Genomic DNA, 21,904 nt, shown 5'->3' with positions numbered 1-21,904 from the left:
ACAGTAGAAGAAACAAACGTCAGCTGGCTTCTGAAGCCAGCTGACGTTTTTAGTATTTAGATAAATCAGTAAAGTAAGCTAGTTGCCATTTTTGTGTTTTTTTGGCGGTTTGATTAAGGTTTTGGCACCAAGAAGGATAAAAACGGGCCGCCATTTTGCCTTTTTGTTGGTGCGTTTTGAGAATTTTTTGTTGGATTAAACATTCTTTCGGCAGAAGAAAGAGACCTTGCTTTTTCTGATCAGCAATGACAATTGCTAACATTTCAGGGGCTTCCGTTGCATCAAAGGCTTCGTTCTGATTTTGTTGATTTTTTTCCCAGAAGGCTACAAAATAGCCTTCTTTTTTCGGCGTTTTTTTGGCTAAGCGACTGCGGATAAATTGTTGCGATTCATTAACTTGACATAAAAAGCCTTCATATTCGGCATTTTGTTTTTCTTCGGAAAGCAGGGTGATCGTGCCCACTGCTTTTTCAAGTATTGGCAATGAATTCATCATCTTCCTCCAAATTAAATAGAATAGTTGCGAGAAACAAAGGGGACTTCTTCACCATTTTCGAGCTGATTTAGGTACAAAGCTAACATGAAAAAGTAACCTGAGAGTAAGTTGACTATATCATACAGCTGCGGATCAATTTTTTTACCACCATAGTCCATGCGATAAAGCAAACGAACAATATCTTTGGCTTTGGCTCTTAAAATGTGTGCATAAGAGGAACAGATTGTGCCCATCGGTAAAACAAAAGGACGATTTTCTTCGTATGTCAGTTCATTCATAGCATTGACACGTTCCAAAAGCCAGGCTATTTCTTCCTCTGTGACTGTTAATTTTGTTCGGGTCGTTGGATTGACATGGTAGATTAACTCGCAAATTTTAGCTAGTTCTTCTGTTAGTGCAGGCTGTTCAGGGACGTCTAATTGTTGCACATATCCTCGTAGAAGACCTGTCATCGAGGCCAATTCATCAGTCATTAATTCAAAATCACATCGTAAATCTTCTGGTTTAGAAGATAGATACGGGTACGCTTCATATGGACTGCGGTACATTTTTTCCATTCAATTTCCCTACTTTCTAAAAATAAAAAGCCCTCAAAAAGAATGCACGAAAGCCAATCTTTTTGAGCGCCGTTGCTCGACTGTTCACAGTACACCATTGTACTTGCTAAGGTAATCATAGCCAAGAGTGAAGGGAGAGTCAAGGGGGAATCAAAGTTGGAGAAAGAAAATGAAGCTAAGAATTACTAGAAGTAAACCAATCAATAAACTGACAAGACCAGAAAGTTGACCTAATCGTTGTTGGGTAGAAGAAGGCTGGTCGGCAACTGTGAGCAAACTTGAGAAAAAGTTCATTTTTTTCACGAGTATTAAATACGCAACAACAAGCAAAAGAATACCCGAAAAAAGGTACGAAAGGGGCTCAGAAATAAATTTTTGGGCACGAAGTAAAAAAATTCCTATGAAGAGGACAACAAAACCATACTTAAGAAAAGTTTCTTTTGACATGTTGAAATCGCTTCCTTTTAATTGATGAATTTTATTAATAGTCACTATTCTTATGATTAAATTATAGGACTTTGAGGGCGGTGGAGCAAAGGAAAAATGGAGAATGGTGGGAGGAAAGTGTGATAACGCAAAAGAAAACCCGCTAGAAAACCTATTGTTATTACAGTGTTTCTAAGCAGTCATAGTATCCTCTGGGGACAGCACTTTTTTAATAAAAGAGAAAAATCAGCAGCTTGTTGTAGGAACAAATCTTGGGAATACAGGGGGCAAGAGTTGTTTTTCATCTAAGAGAGTATCATTTTCAGAATTCTTTGTTTCAGGTAAAACGGACATCAGTCAGGATAGAACTGTAATAGGACAAGCTTCTTCAAATACTGATGAAGTCTACTATCCACTTTCCCAATAAAGATAGCAAGAAACATACTAAGACAAGTTTCCTTCCTCTCTAATCTTAGTATGTTTGCTTACAGTACAAAAATATTTACTAATTTATTAATTTGGCTTAGTTTTACACTATCTTGAAAATTTAAAATTGTATGGTTTGGTTAATCAAGAAAGTAATCCCTTATCATTCGGGGTTCTACACCTATGGCTTGTTCCTGTAGAAATGGTTGGATAGCTAATTGCAGTTCAAAATTTTCACTATAATCACAAAGTATTGCAAAGTGCTTTTTATCCAAACCTCTAACTACTGTCTTTCCGTAAATTAAATTTGAGTTTTCTATAGCTTCTACTTTTGAAAAAAATAGACGTAAAAAAGATTTCCCATTCGCTGATATATTTCTCATATATGTACCAGTTATTTGATCGTCTCCCCCACTCTCCATAATACAATAGAATGGTTGACCAACTACAGATTTATCAGGTAAAATGACATTTAATTTTTCGCCAGCAGTTAAAGTGAGTAATGATTTTTCGATTCCTGATACTAGCTCTATTCCATGATGTTCAGCAAACTGTTTTGCACCATGCTGATAACCTTTGGGAGCTATCATTATTCCTACTGAATTAGGAATATCATCCAGAATTGATTTAAAAGCCAAAACCTTTTCTTTCGATATTTTTGTCTTCCAGTTCTTGCATTCAAAAATAACCTTATGGGTTATTCCATTTAATTTGAATTGATAATATACATCTATATTGTGCTTAACTCCTGATTTACCAATTATGTCATGCTTGTTAATGACTTCTATTTTTTGATTTGAGGAATTAGATAGCACTTAGTATACATATTGAACAAGAGATTCGAGTCTGTCTTCTTTATTTTTGAACACAATATGATCAACTCCTTGTTTGGATTATAACACGTTGAGTATGGTTGAGATAGCTTGTATTGATAGAAAATATAAAAAAATATGATGAGGTCAACTTTTTGTTAAACATTCTCCTTTCATTTGGTATTATAGTTATAGGTAATAAAGTGAAATATGCATAAATGGTTTATTTAACTCAATTTAATATTAAATTGAGTGTAAATTAAGGGTAGGTGAAAATAAATATGGATATGCTGAAAATTGCTGATGGAATATCACAATTAACTGATACAGAAATAGGTGGTGACAGTGCATTAGATGGTTTTGAATTTCAATTATCTTCTGCAATTTATTTAATGTTTGAAAAAATTGCTGAGGACAACCCATTTGCACTTTTATATGAAAAAATTGAAGATTTTATAATAATATCAGAAAAAATAAACCTGTATCAATCTAAAGGAATTAATACTAATATCACATTAGGTTGTTTAACACAAAATAGAAGTAAGAGTACAGATAAAAAAGAGTCTATTATTGAAAAAATGTATGATAATTATTTAGAAGTAAAAAGGGAATTTTCAGAATTACCTGTGGAAACAACTTTAGTAACTTGTACGACAAAAGAATTTTCCAATAATTTATGGAATAACAAAAAAGAAGCTCCTGAATTGTTAAAGGATATGAGAGTATTATGTTTTGAAGATATAGGCGACAAAGTAAAAAAGGAAATAGTCACAAAAACAAAACACACTTCTTACGACTGGGAAAATATAAAAGCAAGAAGATTAATTCCTAAGCCTTATCATGAAGAAGTCACACGCATCTTTATAGAAGATGTAATAACTGAAAAATTTGGTTCTAATAAAATTAATAGTAGAGCACTTTATGCATCGCTGTTATTAAAAATAAAAAGTATTAGAAAAAGTAAAAAGAGCTTAACGTATAGTTTTTTAATGGAAGAGTTAAAAAAATATTTGAAAATGGATAACGATAAAGAGTTTCATTTAGTTTCCAATAATTTAAGCAGTGAAGATCAAGGGAGATTAAGCATAAAACGAAGTTTTGAAATGTATAAAAATATTTATACAATCGAACAACACGCAATCAATAAAGATTACCATATCCTTAAGGAATTATATGAGTTGAATATTTATGATAGTATTAATGATTTTTATGAGGAGATACTTAACAATTATCAATGTGAAGACATGGTTTTAAGATTGGAAGAACATGAAATAAAGGCGTTAATATTATTAGTAATTTAACACGAGGTGATAGAATTGCATTTAAAAATAAGAAAATTTTCTATATTAGACTCTTTAAACTCTAAAGCATTTCATGAAACTTTCGAAAAAGGTTTGAATTTGATTGTTGGAGAAAAAGATTCTGGGAAAACTTCTTTAGCCAGAGCTATTATGTATACATTTGGATGTGATGTTCGTAATTTTGAATTACAAAATCAAAATAACAATTTGATCTTTGTAATAGAATTTACGGTAAACCAGTCAGACTATATTCTGGTTAGAAGAAAATTAGTTGAAAAAGGGAAAGGTAAAAACTATTTCAAATTATTTTCTAACAATGAGTCTCATACCTATTTTAGTACTAAAGACTTTAAGGATAAGTTGAACGAAGTATTGAATATAGATTTAGAGACTTTGGATAAACAAGGAGAAAAAACAAAATTATATCCCAACCATCTATTTTTGCCATTCTATATGGATCAAGATTATAGTTGGCAAACTTATCTAAATTCTACATTTTCAAATATAAATTTCATAAATAATTACAAAAAAATAGTACTAGAATTTTATACAGGAATGCGTTCTAATGAATACTACAGGTTGAGTTTACGCAAAAATGAACAAAAGAAGCGTTTATTATATACAAATTCCTTAATAGAGAGTAAAAATACTATTTTACAAGAAAATTTGGCAAATATGAAAATAATAGAAGACGTTGATATAGATAAATTCCAAGAAAAATATAAAGTAGTTCTGTCTGTTTATGAAAATATTGTTAATACAGAACATAAACTGAAAGATAAGTATAATAAGTCTTTATATGATCACAACAGAATGGAAAGCCAAATAGCACAGCTGAATCAAGTAATAAATCAAATCATACCAGAGGAGTTAGAAGCGCATTGTCCAAATTGTAATCAACTGATATATAAAAAAATGTCAGATAACTATGAATTACTTTTGAAAAAAGAAAATTTAATTAATGAAAGAGAAAAATTAGTTTTGTTGTTTGAGGAAAATAGAAATGAACTATCTACCATAAAAACAGAGTTAAAAAACACTTTAGAGAGAGAAAATGATTTCAATAAAAAAATGAATGCTACAAATGAAACTATATCTCTTTCTGAAAGAGCCGAAAGTTATGCTTTTTCTCAAGTAAATATTAAATTAGAAAAAGAAATAAATGAATTACGAAATAGTAGGTATAAAATTGAAGAAGAGCTTGAATTAATTGAGGAGCAATTAAATAGTTTAAATAAAAATCGTATTCATGAAAAATATCAAAAATTGATGAGGTCAGCTTTTGAGGAGTTGGATATTCCATTTTCATATAATGCATATTACAGAACTAACTTCGAATCGGTTAACATTAATCAATCTGGCTTATCAAAAGTTCAAGCATTTTTATCACAATATTTATCGATTTATGAAATAATTGATAAAAATGATTTATGTACTTCGTTACCTATATATATAGATACTTATATTAAAGATGATTTTTCCAAAAACGATTTTAATAAGACTACAGATTTTTTAGTATCAAAAATGGGGCATTTCACACAAAGCTTTTTATCCGTTACAGATAATGAAGAAACAATAAAAAGAATTATGGAGAGTGGGGTTGAATTAAATATTTTGAATTTGAAAAAGAATAGAGGTCTCTTTACAAAAGAATATGAAGACATATATATAAAGTATAAAGCTAATTTAGAATAAAATTTTTAAAGAGCTTGGGACATTTGTCCTAAGCTCTTTATTTTAGTTTTTGGGGACCGTTCGGGGACACTTAACCCGAACTAACCCGTTTTTAAGCTGTTTTATACCTCTACAAACGCCTTAAAAAACCTTGATTCTATTGAACCTTGTGATTTTAGGCTATTCCCACTCCACAGTTGCAGGTGGTTTTGAAGTAATATCGTACACGATACGGTTTACATGTGCAACTTCGTTCACGATGCGCACAGAGATTTTTTGTAAAACATCCCAAGGGATACGAGCAAAGTCAGCGGTCATGCCGTCGATAGAAGTCACAGCACGGATACCGACTGTGTAATCGTAGGTACGGCCATCGCCCATAACGCCTACTGAGCGGATGCCAGGTAAGACAGTAAAGTACTGCCAGATGTCACGATCTAAGCCAGCTGCTGCGATTTCTTCACGTAGGATAGCATCTGAATCACGAACGATTTGTAATTTATCTTCTGTAATTTCACCAAGCACACGAATACCTAATCCTGGTCCTGGGAATGGTTGGCGCCAAACGATTGCATCAGGCATGCCAAGTTCAGTTCCTAAGGCACGAACTTCGTCTTTGAATAATGTATTTAAAGGTTCAATTAATTCAAATTGCATGTCTTCAGGAAGACCACCAACGTTGTGATGTGATTTAATTGTTTGCGCAGTTTCTGTACCAGATTCGATGACGTCTGTGTAAAGAGTTCCTTGTGCTAGGAATGAAACGCCTTCTTCCCCGGCAAGTTTAGTTGCTTCGTCATCAAAAACATACACAAATTCGTTACCGATGATTTTACGTTTTTGTTCAGGGTCAGAAACGCCTGCTAATTTGCTTAAGAAGCGTTCTTTCGCATCTACTTTAATAATGTTTAAGCCAAATTTACCGCCTAAACTTTCCATTACTTGTTCTGCTTCACCTTTACGTAATAATCCATGGTCAACGAAGATACAAGTTAATTGGTCGCCAATGGCTTTTTGTAAAAGCACGCCGACAACACTTGAGTCAACGCCACCTGATAAACCAAGTAAGACTTTTTTATCGCCTACTTGTTCACGGATTTTAGCGACTTCCATATCGATGAAGTTTTCCATGCTCCAGTCACCAGTACAGCCACAAACATCAAAAGCAAAGTGACGTAATAAGTCGTTACCATATTCTGAATGCCGAACTTCTGGGTGAAATTGTACGCCGTAGAATTTGCGGTTGGCATCTTCGATAGAAGCGATTGGACAATCGTTGCTTGTCCCAACTTTTTCGAATCCAGGAGCGATTTCTGTTACTAAATCACCGTGGCTCATCCAAACGGTTTGTTTCGCAGGTGTTCCTTGGAATAATGTCGCATCACCAAGGATTTCTAATTCTGCTTTTCCGTATTCACGGTTTGCGGCAGGTTCTACTTTTCCGCCTAAGTTATGAGTCATTAATTGCATACCGTAGCAGATGCCAAGAATGGGAATTCCTAACTCATAAATTTCTGGATCAATGCTAAAAGCATCTTTGTCATACACGCTGTTTGGTCCACCTGAGAAGATGATTCCTTTAGGCGCGATTTTGCGAATTTCTTCTGCCGTAGTTCGGTGGCTTAATAACTCAGAGAATACGCCAAATTCACGAATACGACGAGTAATCAATTGGTTAAACTGACTACCAAAGTCTAAAACAATAATTTTTTCGACAGATGTCAAATCGGCAACGTTAGTCACGTCTATTACCCCTTATCCATTTAAATTTATCTAAAGAAAAGGCGGTTAAAAAGTGGTTCACTTTTGTTCCGTACTCTTCTTTGTCTAGCTATACTTATTAAAACATTTTACTCCTTGAAAGTCATGCATTCTGCTGAAAATTTTCAAGGATATTTCTACAAAAGATACAGGATATTTCTTAGCTCGTCAACCCTTAATATTTACGTAGATAGATTTGGTCAATCAAATGATTTTCCGTTTTATGCAAAATAATGTCCGCACGTCCGCGCGTTGGCAAGATATATTCCTCCAAGTTCGGTAAGTTCACGGTTTTCCAAACATTCCGTGCCATGGCGAAAGCATCTTCTCGTTTGCCAATTGCATATTGGTAATAATAATTATTAGGATCTAAGAAAGCCGTATCTAATAAGGCCCCAAAACGTTCTAGGTACCATTTTTCAATTAAGGCTGGATCGGCATCTACAAAAATAGAAAAATCAAAAAAATCACTCACATAAATTTGTTGATTGGCGGGTAACTGTAAGGTGTTAATGCCTTCAACAATCAGAATATCTGGTTGTTGAATCAACTCATATTCGCCTTCGATAACATCGTAGACACTGTGAGAATAGACGGGTGCTTTAATTTCGTCTTTGCCGCTTTTGACTTCGTTTAAGAAATTAATTAGCTTCTCCATGTCATAACTTTCAGGAAACCCTTTTCGGTCCATAATTCCCTGTTCTTCTAACACTTTATTGGGATACAAAAATCCATCCGTTGTAATGAGTTGAACGTTTCTTCGTTTAAACGTTCGGGCCAGAATTCTTTGCAAAAGACGAGCGGTGGTGCTTTTACCAACGGCGACACTGCCGGCAATTCCAATGATGAATGGTGGTACAGAGACATATTCATGTAGGAATAATCCTTTGCTAAGTGTTAGCGATTCAAATTCTTTCATGTATAAATGAATAAGATGCGTTAAGGGTACATAAATTTCTTGTACATCTTTTAGTGAAATTTGGTCGTTCACACTTTTAATGTTATCCAATTCTGCTTCGGTTAACGGTGCTTTGCCGTCATGATAAAACCCATGCCATTCTTCTCTGGAAATTGGGTAGTAATTCATTTTATCGTCCATTGTTCCTCCACCAAACCCTGTTCAATCTTTGTACATTTTACCATAATTTCACAAGGGAAACACAGGATTTTACAAAAGAATTCCCTTCTTCGCCAATTTATGATGAAAATGGTATCATGAAAAGAGAAAACTGTTAGAAAAGAGGGGAAAAGCCATGAGAAAAATTGTATTATTTGGTGATAGCATTACTGCTGGTTATTTAGACGAAGCCGTCTCACCTGTTCTTGTTGACTTAGTGAAACGGGATATTGCTGCGATGGGTCTAGAAGAAGTGGCTGTCATTAATGCTGGAATGCCTGGCGATACAACAGAAGATGGTTTAAAACGATTAAATAAAGAAGTGCTAATTGAGAAACCTGATGAGGTAGTGATTTTCTTTGGCGCCAATGATGCGTCACTGGATCGAAATATAACAGTAGCCACGTTTAGAGAAAACCTTGAAACAATGATTCACGAAATTGGTTCAGAAAAGGTGATTTTAATTACGCCACCATATGCGGATAGTGGCAGACGTCCAGAACGTCCACAAACGCGTATCAAGGAATTGGTCAAGGTTGCACAAGAAGTCGGAGCGGCACATAACTTGCCAGTTATTGATTTGTATAAAGCGATGACTGTTTATCCTGGAACGGATGAATTTTTACAAGCAGATGGTTTGCATTTTTCACAAGTGGGCTATGAATTATTAGGTGCCTTGATTGTTCGAGAAATAAAAGGTAGACTAAAACCAAAACAAGCATAGATAGGAAGAACAAAATGGCGAATCATTATTATACAGAAAATCCAGAATTAGCACATGATTTAGAAAGCTGGTCTTTTCCATTACGTGGTCGGACCTTTCAGTTTACGACCGATAGCGGGGTCTTCTCAAGAGGAACAGTGGATTATGGTTCTCGTGTGTTGATTGATGCCTTTGAATGGGAAAATTTACCAGCAGGCCGTTTGTTAGATGTTGGTTGTGGCTATGGACCAATTGGGTTGTCCTTAGCAGCGGCGACTGGTCGACTGGTGGAAATGGTGGATGTCAACCAACGGGCGGTTGGGCTAGCTCAAATGAACGCCCAACGCAACCAAATTACTACTGTGGATATCCATTCTTCCAATGTGTATGAAACCTTAAACGAAACGACCTACGCGGCGATTGTTAGCAATCCGCCCATTCGTGCAGGCAAAAAAGTTGTCCATGGCATTTTAACAGGGGCTTTTCCGTTGTTGAAAGTTGGTGGCACACTAACGGTGGTTATTCAAAAGAAACAAGGCGCACCTAGTGCAGAAAAGAAAATGGCTGAAGTATTTGGCAATGTTGAAATTGTGACAAAAGACAAAGGCTATTATATTTTACGAAGTGTTAAAGAAGCAGAGTAAAAAAGAACCGCCACTTTAGTGGCGGTTCTTTTTTAGAATAGATATGCTTGATCAATTTTTTGGTTCAACATTTTTTTTTCGTCTGGCGATAAAAAAGCACCTGCAAGCGCATTTTTAGTGAGTTGCTTCATTTCGTCATAACTTAATTGATACCAAGTGGCCAATTTCATGAATTCTTTCGTTAACGTAGTATCTGAAACAGTGCGATTATCGGTATTGATGCAGACGGCTAAGCCAGCCTCTATAAATTGTTGAAAAGGGTATTCAGCCAATGTTTTGACGGTGCCTGTTTGGAAGTTGCTAGTTGGACACATTTCTAAAAGAACCTTTTTTTCTTTTAAGAGCGCCAAATATTCGGGTGTATCTTTCAAAGCAATACCGTGGCCAATCCGAGTGGCACCTAAAGTGACAGCATCAGCGACATTTTTGCCACAGCCGCATTCCCCAGCGTGGAGTGTTAATGGAATTGACAATTGGTTGGCTAAAGCTAATACGTCTTCAAATGTGTATGGAGGAAAATCGACTTCATTGCCAGCTAAATCAAAGCCGACAACGCCTGTTTCTCTGAAATCATGCGCTAAGTGAACGATTTTTTCTATGGCTTGTTGTTGGTCATGTCGCATGCCGCATAACAGTGCATTGCTTTTTACACCAAAATCTTCTTCGCCTTGTTTTAAGCCAGTTAAAACAGCAGTCACGATTTCAGGTAACCGTAAGCCTTTTTCTGTATGTTGGGAAGGCGCAAAACGCACCTCTATGTAGGCCACGCCATCTTCGGCAGCTTGGCTAATCACGTCATACGCCGCTGCTTGCAAAGCTTCGGCCGTTTGTAGACAGGTTAGCACGAAGTCGAACCGAGTTAAATAATCATTCAAATCGGTGCATTTTTCAGGGGCAACCACTAACTCTTTCAAGGCTTGTTCGTCTTGGGGTAATGGAATGTTTTGTTTTTCAGCAATGGTGCGTAAAGTGGTTGGTCGAATCGACCCATCTAAGTGACAGTGCAGCTCGATTTTTGGTAATTGACGGACACGGGATTCTTCCATGAAAAAAATAGCCTCCATTTTCTTTTGTTTTTTAATCTTTTTAGTCTATTTCTTTTGTCTTTTTTTTGTTAAAATGTAAAAGATTCGATAAGTATTTTGAAGACTGTAACACGTCTACAAATGTCTGTCAATGCAAAAGGAGACGTTGGGAGGGGCGCGATGAAACTAACGATTAAAGAAATTGCTGATATGGCTGGTGTTTCTGTCACAACCGTCTCACAAATTCTGAATAATAAAGGGAGTCGTTTCAGTGAAAAAACCCGCAACAAGGTGTTGGCGGTAGTCGCTGAAAATCATTACAAACCAGATTACTTTGCTTCGAATGTAATCAACCGTCATTCCAAAACCATTGGTATGATTGTGCCAGATGTGACGGATTTCTTTTTCTCAAAAGTGATTGAAGGTGTAGAAACATATTTAAATTCGTTAGGCTACATGATTTTGTTATGCAATTCAAAGCATGATTCCGAGCAAGCGATGCAATATGTTAGCGAGTTGATTCATCGGTCGGTGGATGGCATTATTTTTGCCACGCCGAATGTTTTGCCAGAAAATCATATTTTAAAAGACCGACGAGAACATCCGATTCCTGTCATTCTTGTCGATCGTGGGATTAATCCACGAGATAGTGGACGATTAATCGTTAAAGAGTACGAAGGTGCTTATCAAGCGGTCCATCATTTGATTCAACAAGGCCATCAGCATATTGGCATGTTGCGTGAAAGTGCCGGCTATTATCGTTTAACGGAACGAGTGACGGCGTATCAGCATGCGTTACAGGACAACAATTTACCTTTTCGTCCGCATTATGTTTGTGCTGGGGAATTGAACTTGCATGGCGGCTATGCTGCGGCGAAAGAAGTTTTGAAAAATGAAGAAATCACAGCAATTTTTTGTGGCAATGATGAAATGGCGATGGGAGCTTATCAAGCCATTGAAGAAGCGGGCAAGAAAATTCCTGACGATATTTCGGTGGTTGGTTTTGATGGCTTGGAAATTTCCGAATATTTGGTGCCGAGTTTAACAACCGTCTATCAGCCGAGTTTTGATATTGGCTATTATGCAGCAAAATTTTTGGTGGAAGCTATTGCAGATCCAACAGGGAAAGTTCCAAATAAAGTTTTTGATGCGACGTTTATTGCTAGAAAAAGCACAAAACCGATTTAAAAAACAGCTTAGAAATAGAATGTTCGTGTTGTTTGCGTTTTCACAAGAAAAAAATAATAGTAAACTGGTTTACTAAATGGTTTAAAGCTGAACGATTTTGTTGTATAATACATTATCGGGAAATCGGAGGGAACGAATTCATGAGAATGGTAGACATTATTGAAAAGAAACGTGACGGGCATCAACTAACAAGCGAAGAAATTCAATTTATTATCAACGGATACACAGATGGTTCAATTCCAGATTATCAGGTAAGTGCCTTTTTAATGGCTGTTTTTTACCAAGATATGACAGACGAAGAAATTACACAAATGACGTTAGCAATGGTCCATTCAGGCGAAATTGTGGATCTTTCTTCTATAGAAGGAATCAAAGTCGACAAGCATTCTACAGGTGGCGTAGGCGACACTACGACGCTTATTTTAGCGCCATTAGTTGCTAGTGTCGGGGTCAATGTAGCAAAAATGTCTGGTCGTGGCTTAGGCTACACGGGCGGTACGTTGGATAAATTAGAAGCGATTCCTGGTTTTAAAGTTGAATTGACAGAAGAACGTTTTATTCAATTGGTCAACGATACAAAAGTGGCAGTAATTGGTCAGTCAGGTGATCTAGCACCAGCAGACAAAAAACTTTATGCGTTACGCGATGTGACCGCCACTGTTGACTCAATTCCATTAATTGCAAGTTCCATTATGAGTAAAAAAATTGCCGCAGGGGCAGATGCGATTGTCTTAGACGTGACTACTGGTGAAGGGGCCTTTATGAAAGACCTAGCAAGTGCTCGTCGATTAGCGGAAACAATGGTTCGCATTGGAAAACTGGCAAATCGCCAAACGATGGCAGTAATTTCAGACATGTCACAACCTTTAGGGGAGGCCATCGGAAATAGTTTAGAAATCGTTGAAGCAATCGAGACCTTGCAAGGAAATGGGCCAGAAGATTTAGTGGAGATGTGCTATGTCTTAGGAAGTCAGATGGTCGTTTTAGCTAAAAAAGCCGAGACGTTAGACGAAGCACGGGCTTTATTAGAAGAAGCATTAACAAGCGGTCGAGCGCTCGCAAAATTTAAAGAAATGATTGAAAATCAAGGCGGCGACAGTTCCGTTGTTGACCAGCCAGAAAAATTATTAACCGCAACTTATCAATTTGATTTACCTGCCAAAGAAACAGGCGTGGTACAAAAAATCGTTGCCAATGAAATTGGCGTTGCCGCAATGTTGCTGGGCGCTGGTCGTGCTACGAAAGAAGATACGATTGATTTTGCAGTTGGCTTGAAACTTCACAAAAAAGTGGGGAGCCCAGTTGAAAAAGGCGAATCATTATTGACCATTTACGCCAATCGTGAAGACGTGACAGAAGTTGAACAATTGCTTTATAAAAACATTGAAATTGGACCAACCGGCGAAGAGCCTATTTTGATTCACGATATTATTACGGAATAAAACAAAAAGAAAAGAGGAATTCTCATCATGGAATTAAACCGCATGATTGACCACACTATTTTGAAACCAGAAGCGACAGAAGCCGCTGTCCAAAAAATTATTGACGAAGCTAAGGAGTACAACTTTTTCTCTGTATGTATCAATCCTTGTTGGGTCGCTTTTGCTAGCGAGCAATTAGCAGATACCGACGTCGCTGTGTGTACCGTTATTGGCTTTCCTTTGGGGGCAAATACACCAGAAGTTAAAGCATACGAAGCAGCTGATGCGATTAAAAATGGTGCGAATGAAGTGGATATGGTGATTAATATTGGTGCATTAAAATCACAACAATATGATCACGTACGTCAAGACATTCAAGGCGTAGTAGATGCAGCCAAAGGAAAAGCGTTAGTCAAAGTGATTATTGAAACAGCATTATTAACAGACGAAGAAAAAGTTAAAGCTTGTGAGTTAGCCAAAGAAGCAGGTGCCGATTTCGTTAAAACATCTACTGGCTTCTCAACAGGCGGCGCTAAAGTAGCAGACATTCGTTTAATGCGTGAGACAGTTGGTCCTGACATGGGCGTTAAGGCTTCTGGTGGCGTGCATAATGCAGAAGAAGCGTTAGCAATGATTGAAGCGGGGGCAACACGCATCGGTGCAAGTACGGGTGTAGCAATTGTTTCTGGCGCAACTGGCGAAGGGTATTAATTCGTATTTCAAATTAAACGAAGGTGTGGCGAAAAAGATGACAGTAAAACAAGAATGGCTTGATTGTGCCGTAGAAGCATTGGCACACGCCTATGTACCGTATTCTAATTTTCCTGTGGGCGCTTGCTTAGTGACTGCAGACGGGAAAATGTATCAAGGAGTCAACATTGAAAATGCCTCCTTTGGTTTAACAAATTGTGCAGAAAGAACGGCGATTTTTAAAGCCATTTCAGAAGATGAACGGACCTTCCAACATTTAGTTGTAGCAGGTAATACAGAGGCACCCATTTCTCCATGTGGCGCTTGTCGTCAAGTAATGGCTGAATTCTTTGATCCACAAATGCCGGTCACGCTAGTTGGTAAAGATGGCGCGACTAAAACAATGACAGTTGAGGCATTATTGCCCTATTCATTTACAGATAAAGATTTTTAAAAAAAGGACATAAGGTTTCGTTGGGCTCAAAGTAGATTTCAATAGCATAAATGCGAATGAAATAATAGATAAAATAGTAGGGGGCTTTTCGGAAAGTGAAACAAGCAAAATTTTTAGGTCTAGGATTAGCGGCAGTTGCCTTAACCATTGGGTTAGCTGCATGTGGTGGCAATAGCAAAAAGAACGCCAACACAAAAGGTGATCCACAACATAGTGTCGTAATGGTCACAGATACAGCCGGCATTGATGACAAATCTTTTAACCAATCTGCGTGGGAAGGAATGCAAGAGTGGGGCAAAGAGCACAAACTTCCAGAAGGACCTCAAGGGTACGCGTATATTCAATCAAATGAAGCATCTGATTATACATCAAACATTGACCAAGCCATTTCAAGTCAATTTAAAACGATTTTTGGCATTGGCTATTTACTAAAAAATGCAGTAGTAGATGCAGCGGACGCCAACCCAGAAACGAATTTCGTTCTAATCGACGATACAGTTAATGGGAAAAACAACGTCGCTTCTGCAACATTTAGAGATAATGAATCTGCGTATTTAGCAGGTGTGGCAGCAGCTAACACTACGAAAACCAACAAAGTAGGATTTATCGGCGGGGTTGAAGGACCTGTTATTGGCCGTTTCCAAGCTGGTTTTGAAAAAGGTGTAGCAGACGCTGGCAAAAAATTAGGCAAAGATATTCAAATTACGTCTACTTATGCAGGGACATTTGCAGACGCTTCAAAAGGACGGGCCTTAGCTTCTTCTATGTATCAAGCAGGTGCCGACATTATTTATCACGCAGCGGCGACTACAGGACAAGGAATCTTCCAAGAAGCCAAAGCGCTAAATGAAACAGGTTCAAAAGATAAAGTTTGGGTGATTGGTGTTGACCGTGACCAAAACGAAGACGGTAAATATACAACCAAAGATGGCAAGGATGATAACTTAACGTTAGCTTCAACCATTAAAGGTGTAAATATTGCTGTAAAAAAAATCTCTGATCTTGCATTAGAAGATAAATTCCCTGGCGGCGAACATTTAACTTATGGATTGAAAGATGGCGGTGTTGATTTAACAACAGAAGCCTTAAGCGATCAAGCCAAAACGGCAGTTAAAGAAGCCAAAGAACAAATCATCTCTGGTGACGTAAAAGTCCCAGACCAACCTTAGAAACAACTTAGTTGTTTAAATACATTAAACTATTTTTAGGAGGCTTTACAGAAATGAAAAAAGCAAAATTATTCGGTTTTAGTTTGATTGCATTAGGTTTATCAGTTTCACTTGCAGCATGTGGTGGTGGCAAAGGAAAAACCGCTGAAAGCGGCGGTGGCAAAGGGGATGCAGCGCATAGTGCTGTAATCATTACAGATACAGGCGGCGTGGATGACAAGTCGTTCAACCAATCTTCTTGGGAAGGATTGCAAGCTTGGGGTAAAGAACATGATTTACCAGAAGGTTCAAAAGGGTATGCATATATTCAATCGAATGATGCAGCTGACTATACAACAAATATTGACCAAGCGGTATCAAGTAAATTCAACACAATCTTTGGTATTGGCTACTTGCTAAAAGATGCAATTTCTTCTGCAGCAGATGCCAACCCTGATACAAACTTTGTTTTAATCGATGATCAAATCGATGGCAAAAAGAATGTCGTTTCTGCAACATTTAGAGATAATGAAGCAGCTTACTTAGCCGGTGTTGCTGCTGCAAACGAAACAAAAACGAACAAAGTCGGTTTTGTTGGTGGTGAAGAAGGGGTCGTAATTGACCGTTTCCAAGCTGGTTTTGAAAAAGGTGTGGCTGATGCTGCGAAAGAATTAGGTAAAGAAATTACTGTTGATACAAAATATGCGGCTTCATTTGCTGATCCTGCTAAAGGGAAAGCTTTAGCTGCTGCAATGTATCAAAACGGCGTTGATATCATCTTCCATGCTTCTGGTGCGACTGGACAAGGGGTCTTCCAAGAAGCAAAAGACTTGAATGAATCAGGCTCTGGCGACAAAGTTTGGGTAATCGGTGTTGACCGCGATCAAGATGCTGATGGCAAGTACAAAACAAAAGACGGCAAAGAAGACAACTTCACGTTAACTTCAACGCTTAAAGGTGTCGGTACAGCGGTTCAAGATATTGCCAACCGTGCGTTAGAAGACAAATTCCCTGGTGGCGAACATTTAGTTTATGGATTAAAAGATGGTGGCGTTGACTTAACAGACGGCTATTTAAACGACAAAACAAAAGAAGCTGTTAAAACAGCAAAAGATAAAGTAATCTCAGGTGACGTAAAAGTCCCAGAAAAACCAGAATAATTTAAGCTCCTAAATGAAAAAAGAAGGGCTCATTATTGTTCCTTCTAAAAATAAAGTGGTCCTTGGCAGCGACGGCTGCCAAGGAAACCCTTTATGATGTTTAGATTTTTAACTAAATAGTTGAGGTTCTTCAACTACTTAGTTAAGGGTCAAAATTACCCTCTAAAGTATTGCCAATATAATTTTGTTAGGAAGTGAATAGACCTTGTCTCAAGAAGAAAACGTAATTGAGATGCGTAAAATCACCAAAGAATTTGGGACGTTCAAAGCCAACGACCAAATTGATTTACAAGTAAAACCTGGTGAAATCCACGCACTGCTAGGTGAAAATGGTGCAGGCAAGTCGACCTTGATGAATATCTTATCAGGGCTATTGGAACCGACCTCAGGTGAGATTTATATGAATGGCGAAAAAGTCAACATTACAAGTCCTACTGCAGCCAATCGTTTAGGAATCGGAATGGTCCATCAGCATTTTATGTTAGTTGAAGCCTTTACTGTGACTGAAAATATTATCTTAGGTAGTGAACCTACCCATGGCGGTATTTTAGACCGGAAAAAAGCGAAAAAAGAGATTGAAGAAGTGTCTAAGCAATACGGGTTGGATGTAAATCCCAATGCCTATATTCGCGATATTTCTGTGGGTATGCAACAACGGGTTGAAATTTTAAAGACCTTATATCGTGGTGCGAACGTTTTAATTTTTGACGAACCAACCGCAGTATTAACACCACAAGAAATTGATGAATTAATGATTATTTTGAAAGAACTAACCGATGAAGGCAAATCGATCATTTTAATTACACATAAGTTAGATGAAATTAAAAAAGTGGCAGACCGTTGTACGGTCATTCGCCGGGGGCAAAGTATTGGCACCGTCAATGTGAAAGATGTTTCTTCGCAACAGTTAGCCGATATGATGGTGGGCCGTTCTGTTTCCTTCAAAACAGAGAAAAAACCAGCGCAACCGAAAGAAACAATTTTATCAATTAAAGATTTAGTAGTGAAAGAAAGCCGCGGCTTAGATGCAGTGAAAAATCTTAGTTTAGATGTCCGAGCAGGGGAAGTTGTTGGGATTGCGGGGATTGATGGCAATGGACAAACAGAATTAATCCAAGCCTTAGCAGGATTAACCAAAGTCGAAAACGGGTCCATTCATTTGAATGAAAAAGAGATTACTAATCGCAAACCTCGGGAAATTACGGAAATGGGTGTCGCCCACGTTCCTGAAGACCGACATAAATATGGCTTGGTATTAGAGATGACATTGGCTGAAAATATTGGCCTACAAACGTATTACCAAAAACCATACAGTTCAACAGGTATTTTAAACTATCGAATGATTAACAAACACGCCCGTGAATTAATTGAAGAATACGATGTACGGACTCCTAATGAATTAGTACCAGCTCGGGCGCTTTCAGGTGGGAATCAGCAAAAAGCGATTATTGCCCGAGAAGTTGACCGTGATCCAGATTTGTTGATTGTTTCTCAACCAACACGCGGTTTAGATGTCGGAGCCATTGAATACATTCATCGTCGACTAATTGAACAAAGAGATAAAAATAAAGCTGTTTTATTAGTAAGTTTTGAATTAGACGAAATTTTAAACGTCTCTGATCGTATCGCTGTTATCCATGCGGGAGAAATTGTCGGAATTGTTGATCCGAAAGAAACGACAGAAAATGAATTGGGCTTGTTAATGGCTGGCTACTCATTGGAAGAAGCCCGCGCTGAGTTATCAAAAGTAGAGGCAGGTGAAACTGTTGAATAATCGTTCTGAAAAAATAAGAAATATTTTAGTCCCTGTGTTATCTGTTATTATGGGTTTCCTCTTAGGGGCAATTATTATGGTTATCTTTGGCTATGACCCAGTGGCTGGGTATCAAGCGATGTTTGAAACAGCTTTCCAAGGAAAGAAAAGTATTGGTGAGATTTTTGTCACCGCAGCACCGTTGATTTTTACCGCTTTAGGATTCTCAGTGGCAAATTCGGCTGGATTCTTTAATATCGGGCTTTCTGGACAAGCCTTATGTGGTTGGGTGGCTAGTATTTGGGTCGCTTTATCCATGCCTGATGCACCCCGGATGATTGCGTTGCCGGTGGCGATTATTGTTGGCGCGGTTGCAGGAGCTTTAGCAGCAGCCATTCCAGGTTTCTTGCGTGCCTATTTTGGGACGAGTGAAGTTATTGTTACGATTATGTTGAATTATATTTTATTGTACACAGGAAATCATATTGCTAATAATGTCATGAAACCAAGTATTATGGCGAACAAAGGGATCACCAAAATGATTGGTGCGAATGCATCATTACGCTCACCGTTTTTAACAAGTATCAGTGATGGCTCTCGTTTGAACATCGGCATTTTCTTGGCCTTCATTTTCCTTATTCTTGTGTGGTTCTTGATGAAAAAAACAACGCTTGGTTTTGAAATTCGGTCGGTGGGGTTAAACCCATTTGCTTCTGAATATGCTGGAATGAGCAGCAAGCGAACGATTATTTTATCCATGATGATTTCAGGAACGCTAGCTGGCTTAGGTGGTGCGGTCCAAGGATTGGGAACTTTCCAAAACTTCTTTATTCAAAACACATCGTTGAGCATTGGGTTCGATGGTATGGCCGTGTCTCTATTAGGAGCAGGTAGCTCAATCGGGATTTTACTTTCCGCATTACTGTTCGGGATGTTAAAACTTGGTGGACAAGGGATGCCGTTGATAGCTGGTGTACCAACCGAATTAGTTGATGTTGTTATTGCAGCGATTATTTTCTTTGTGGGAATTAGTTATTTAATTCGTTTCTTGTTAGCAAAAGCGTCTGGTAGTAAAAAAGAAGTAGCGATTGTAGAAACAATTGAAGCGGCGCCAGACAAAAACAATCAAGAGGGGGGAGACATCTAATGGATTTAGCAACAATTTCCTCAATCATCACGCAAACATTAGTGTATGCAACTCCGCTCATCTTGACAGCATTAGGCGGAACGTTCTCAGAACGAAGTGGTGTGGTTAACGTTGGTTTAGAAGGTATTATGGTAATGGGCGCTTTCAGTTCGGTCGTTTTTAACTTGACGTTTGCTGATACATTTGGCGCGGCGACACCATGGATTGCTTGTTTAGTAGGAGGCGTTGTCGGGATTGTCTTTTCTCTCTTACATGCCGTTGCAACTATTAACTTACGAGCAGATCATATTATCAGTGGTACTGTCATTAACTTGATGGCACCGGCGCTAGGGGTTTTCCTAGTAAAAGTTATTTATCAAAAAGGACAAACAGATATGATTACACAATCATTTGGTTATTTTTCTTTCCCAGGATTGTCAAAAATTCCAGTGATTGGTGAACTATTCTTTGCAAAAACCTCTTTGCCAGCTTTCGTAGCAATTTTGATTGCGATTTTAGCTTGGTTTGTCATTTATAAAACACGTTTTGGCTTACGGTTACGTTCTGTGGGAGAACATCCACAAGCGGCAGATACATTGGGAATTAATGTCTACTTAATGCGTTATTCTGGCGTCTTGTTATCCGGCTTCTTAGGCGGTATGGGCGGAGCTGTCTTTGCTCAAAGTATTGCGGGTCGTTTTGGGATTACCACAATTGCAGGACAAGGGTTTATTTCAATGGCCGCAATGATCTTTGGTAAATGGAATCCACTTGGGGCAATGGGCGCAGCCTTATTCTTTGGCTTTGCACAAAACTTAAGTATTGCTGGGGAAAACCTACCAATTATTTCAGAAATTCCAAAAGTTTATCTACAAGCAGCACCATACGTATTAACCATTTTAGTCCTAGTTGTGTTCTTCGGAAAATCATCGGGACCAAAAGCGAACGGGAAAAATTACGTCAAAACGAAATAAGAAAAGAAATAGGCCCTCCGTCAAAGCGACGGGGGGCCATTTCTTTTCTTAGGATAATCAGTTGAACACAAGCGGCATTAGGCACTGCCTCACTGTAAAAAAGCGAGTTGATAAAGGTAACTTTTCTTTTTTCTTTTAGCTGTTCTTTACAATTCGAAGGAAGTGTCGAAATTTTGAAAAAAACCAAACAGGTCTAGCAGCTTTTTTTCAAAAATCGTTGGTTTTTCTGCTATACTTTTGTTTGTAGTAAGCATAGGAAAAGTGGAGGACGTTCAATGAATAAAACACGCGTAGAAGCATTTAGTGATGCAGTCATCGCCATCATCATGACCATCATGATTTTAGAAATTAAAACTCCTCAAGTGGGTGTTTTGGCAGGTTTGATAGAAAATATCCCATATTTTTTATCGTTTATTGTCAGTTTTATTTTTATCTGTATCGCATGGTACAATCATCATTACATAATGTCCGTAACTCATTGGTTTTCTAAAAAAGCGTTTTGGGCAAATAATTTTTGGTTATTCTCCATGGCCTTCATTCCGGTAGCAACTGCTTGGGTGAGTGAATTTTGGTGGATGCGGGCACCTGTTTATTTTTATCTTGTTGTGTATACGGTTTGGGATTTTGCCTACTTCTTGTTAACAAGGATCATTTATGAAGACAATGCAGTGAAAGATCCACAAGGTGCAGCTAAGTTAAGAAAATCGAAATCTTATAGTAAGGCAACAAAAATCATTCATCTTTGTCTTTTCGCAATCGGATATATCGGCATTTATTTTTATCCGCCCATTGGCATTGGTGTGATTTTATCAGAAGCGGTTATCTGGTATTTAAATGTGCCAAAAGAGGGAGACCGCTTGGAGTGTTAAAAGTTTTGATTGTATAAAGAGTCGTGTTCTTTTTAAGGAGCAGGCTATTCGAAAAAAACAATAAAAAAGTTTCCTAATTACGGTGGGAGACTTTTTTTCTTTCAATTTTTAAGCCCTGCTAAAATCGAAGGAATCATTGAAAATTTTAATGCTCTTTCAGGCAATAATAGCGGATTCAT

The 21,904-nt window shown here is 37.8% G+C and carries 21 protein-coding genes; 14 read left to right on the top strand and 7 right to left on the bottom strand.

All coding sequences use genetic code 11. The features are described from left to right. Positions 1 to 49: 49 nt before the first annotated feature. The 4 genes from AB3I34_RS09535 to AB3I34_RS09520 form a co-directional block, all read right to left on the bottom strand. Entirely contained in the window at positions 50 to 493 is a 444-nt protein-coding gene (locus AB3I34_RS09535) for a MepB family protein (RefSeq protein ID WP_010711897.1), read from the bottom strand. A gap of 14 nt (positions 494 to 507) precedes the next feature. Further along, positions 508 to 1,053 carry an ATP--cob(I)alamin adenosyltransferase gene (locus AB3I34_RS09530; RefSeq protein WP_010711898.1) on the bottom strand — a complete coding sequence of 182 codons (546 nt, stop codon included), beginning with the start codon at positions 1,051 to 1,053 and terminating at the stop codon, positions 508 to 510. 150 nt (positions 1,054 to 1,203) lie between these two features. Then, positions 1,204 to 1,545: a hypothetical protein gene (locus tag AB3I34_RS09525; protein ID WP_025189278.1), complete on the bottom strand. Its 342-nt coding sequence runs from the start codon at positions 1,543 to 1,545 to the stop codon at positions 1,204 to 1,206. Positions 1,546 to 2,045: 500 nt separating this feature from the next. After that, positions 2,046 to 2,720 (bottom strand): restriction endonuclease, encoded by a 675-nt coding sequence (locus AB3I34_RS09520; RefSeq protein WP_080487595.1) that lies wholly within the window; start codon positions 2,718 to 2,720, stop codon positions 2,046 to 2,048. A 278-nt stretch (positions 2,721 to 2,998) separates the two neighbouring features. Here AB3I34_RS09520 and AB3I34_RS09515 point away from each other — a divergent pair, with 278 nt between their 5' ends. Both AB3I34_RS09515 and AB3I34_RS09510 read left to right on the top strand, forming a co-directional pair. Continuing rightward, positions 2,999 to 4,018, top strand: coding sequence for a dsDNA nuclease domain-containing protein (locus AB3I34_RS09515; RefSeq protein WP_010711901.1), 1,020 nt, complete (start codon positions 2,999 to 3,001; stop codon positions 4,016 to 4,018). Between the two features lie 15 nt (positions 4,019 to 4,033). Then, on the top strand, positions 4,034 to 5,713 hold the full coding sequence (locus AB3I34_RS09510) for a hypothetical protein (RefSeq protein WP_010711902.1): 1,680 nt from the start codon (positions 4,034 to 4,036) through the stop codon (positions 5,711 to 5,713). 159 nt (positions 5,714 to 5,872) lie between these two features. Here AB3I34_RS09510 and guaA read toward each other — a convergent pair whose 3' ends face one another. Together guaA and coaA are read right to left on the bottom strand one after the other, a co-directional pair. Continuing rightward, positions 5,873 to 7,435 (bottom strand): glutamine-hydrolyzing GMP synthase, encoded by a 1,563-nt coding sequence (guaA, locus tag AB3I34_RS09505; RefSeq protein ID WP_002356158.1) that lies wholly within the window; start codon positions 7,433 to 7,435, stop codon positions 5,873 to 5,875. A 193-nt stretch (positions 7,436 to 7,628) separates the two neighbouring features. After that, positions 7,629 to 8,552, bottom strand: coding sequence for a type I pantothenate kinase (gene coaA, locus AB3I34_RS09500; protein ID WP_002356160.1), 924 nt, complete (start codon positions 8,550 to 8,552; stop codon positions 7,629 to 7,631). A 154-nt stretch (positions 8,553 to 8,706) separates the two neighbouring features. Here coaA and AB3I34_RS09495 point away from each other — a divergent pair, with 154 nt between their 5' ends. Together AB3I34_RS09495 and AB3I34_RS09490 are read left to right on the top strand one after the other, a co-directional pair. Then, a complete protein-coding gene (locus AB3I34_RS09495; RefSeq protein ID WP_002356161.1) occupies positions 8,707 to 9,294 on the top strand; it encodes an SGNH/GDSL hydrolase family protein in 588 nt (195 codons plus the stop codon). 14 nt (positions 9,295 to 9,308) lie between these two features. Beyond that, positions 9,309 to 9,917, top strand: coding sequence for a class I SAM-dependent methyltransferase (locus AB3I34_RS09490; RefSeq protein WP_002356162.1), 609 nt, complete (start codon positions 9,309 to 9,311; stop codon positions 9,915 to 9,917). Positions 9,918 to 9,949: 32 nt separating this feature from the next. Here the strand turns inward: AB3I34_RS09490 and add are convergent, their stop codons facing one another. Continuing rightward, positions 9,950 to 10,981 carry an adenosine deaminase gene (gene add, locus AB3I34_RS09485; RefSeq protein WP_025189280.1) on the bottom strand — a complete coding sequence of 344 codons (1,032 nt, stop codon included), beginning with the start codon at positions 10,979 to 10,981 and terminating at the stop codon, positions 9,950 to 9,952. A 141-nt stretch (positions 10,982 to 11,122) separates the two neighbouring features. Here add and AB3I34_RS09480 point away from each other — a divergent pair, with 141 nt between their 5' ends. The 10 genes from AB3I34_RS09480 (at position 11,123) to AB3I34_RS09435 (ending at position 21,725) form a co-directional block, all read left to right on the top strand. Further along, entirely contained in the window at positions 11,123 to 12,130 is a 1,008-nt protein-coding gene (locus AB3I34_RS09480; protein ID WP_002356164.1) for a substrate-binding domain-containing protein, read from the top strand. Between the two features lie 140 nt (positions 12,131 to 12,270). Beyond that, the gene (locus AB3I34_RS09475; protein ID WP_002356165.1) at positions 12,271 to 13,572 is read left to right on the top strand and encodes a pyrimidine-nucleoside phosphorylase; all 1,302 of its coding nucleotides are present in this window, start codon (positions 12,271 to 12,273) and stop codon (positions 13,570 to 13,572) included. 27 nt (positions 13,573 to 13,599) lie between these two features. Further along, a complete protein-coding gene (gene deoC, locus AB3I34_RS09470; protein WP_002359333.1) occupies positions 13,600 to 14,262 on the top strand; it encodes a deoxyribose-phosphate aldolase in 663 nt (220 codons plus the stop codon). Continuing rightward, positions 14,231 to 14,695 carry a cytidine deaminase gene (locus tag AB3I34_RS09465; RefSeq protein WP_002387503.1) on the top strand — a complete coding sequence of 155 codons (465 nt, stop codon included), beginning with the start codon at positions 14,231 to 14,233 and terminating at the stop codon, positions 14,693 to 14,695. Before deoC ends, AB3I34_RS09465 begins: the two co-directional genes overlap by 32 nt. Before the next feature lie 95 nt (positions 14,696 to 14,790). Further along, on the top strand, positions 14,791 to 15,864 hold the full coding sequence (locus tag AB3I34_RS09460; protein ID WP_002356168.1) for a BMP family protein: 1,074 nt from the start codon (positions 14,791 to 14,793) through the stop codon (positions 15,862 to 15,864). Positions 15,865 to 15,917: 53 nt separating this feature from the next. After that, on the top strand, positions 15,918 to 17,003 hold the full coding sequence (locus tag AB3I34_RS09455; RefSeq protein ID WP_002356169.1) for a BMP family protein: 1,086 nt from the start codon (positions 15,918 to 15,920) through the stop codon (positions 17,001 to 17,003). A 205-nt stretch (positions 17,004 to 17,208) separates the two neighbouring features. After that, the gene (locus AB3I34_RS09450) at positions 17,209 to 18,777 is read left to right on the top strand and encodes an ABC transporter ATP-binding protein (protein ID WP_002381361.1); all 1,569 of its coding nucleotides are present in this window, start codon (positions 17,209 to 17,211) and stop codon (positions 18,775 to 18,777) included. Next, a complete protein-coding gene (locus AB3I34_RS09445; RefSeq protein WP_002356171.1) occupies positions 18,770 to 19,903 on the top strand; it encodes an ABC transporter permease in 1,134 nt (377 codons plus the stop codon). The genes AB3I34_RS09450 and AB3I34_RS09445 overlap by 8 nt, the downstream gene beginning before the upstream one ends. Continuing rightward, the gene (locus AB3I34_RS09440) at positions 19,903 to 20,856 is read left to right on the top strand and encodes an ABC transporter permease (protein WP_002356172.1); all 954 of its coding nucleotides are present in this window, start codon (positions 19,903 to 19,905) and stop codon (positions 20,854 to 20,856) included. The genes AB3I34_RS09445 and AB3I34_RS09440 overlap by 1 nt, the downstream gene beginning before the upstream one ends. A 275-nt stretch (positions 20,857 to 21,131) precedes the next feature. After that, positions 21,132 to 21,725, top strand: coding sequence for a TMEM175 family protein (locus AB3I34_RS09435; RefSeq protein ID WP_002359336.1), 594 nt, complete (start codon positions 21,132 to 21,134; stop codon positions 21,723 to 21,725). Positions 21,726 to 21,904 lie beyond the last annotated feature (179 nt).

Origin of the sequence: Enterococcus sp. C102(2024) (assembly GCF_040888205.1) — a bacterium.
Classification (GTDB): domain Bacteria; phylum Bacillota; class Bacilli; order Lactobacillales; family Enterococcaceae; genus Enterococcus; species Enterococcus faecalis.
This window is presented reverse-complemented; position numbering and strand designations above follow the sequence as displayed.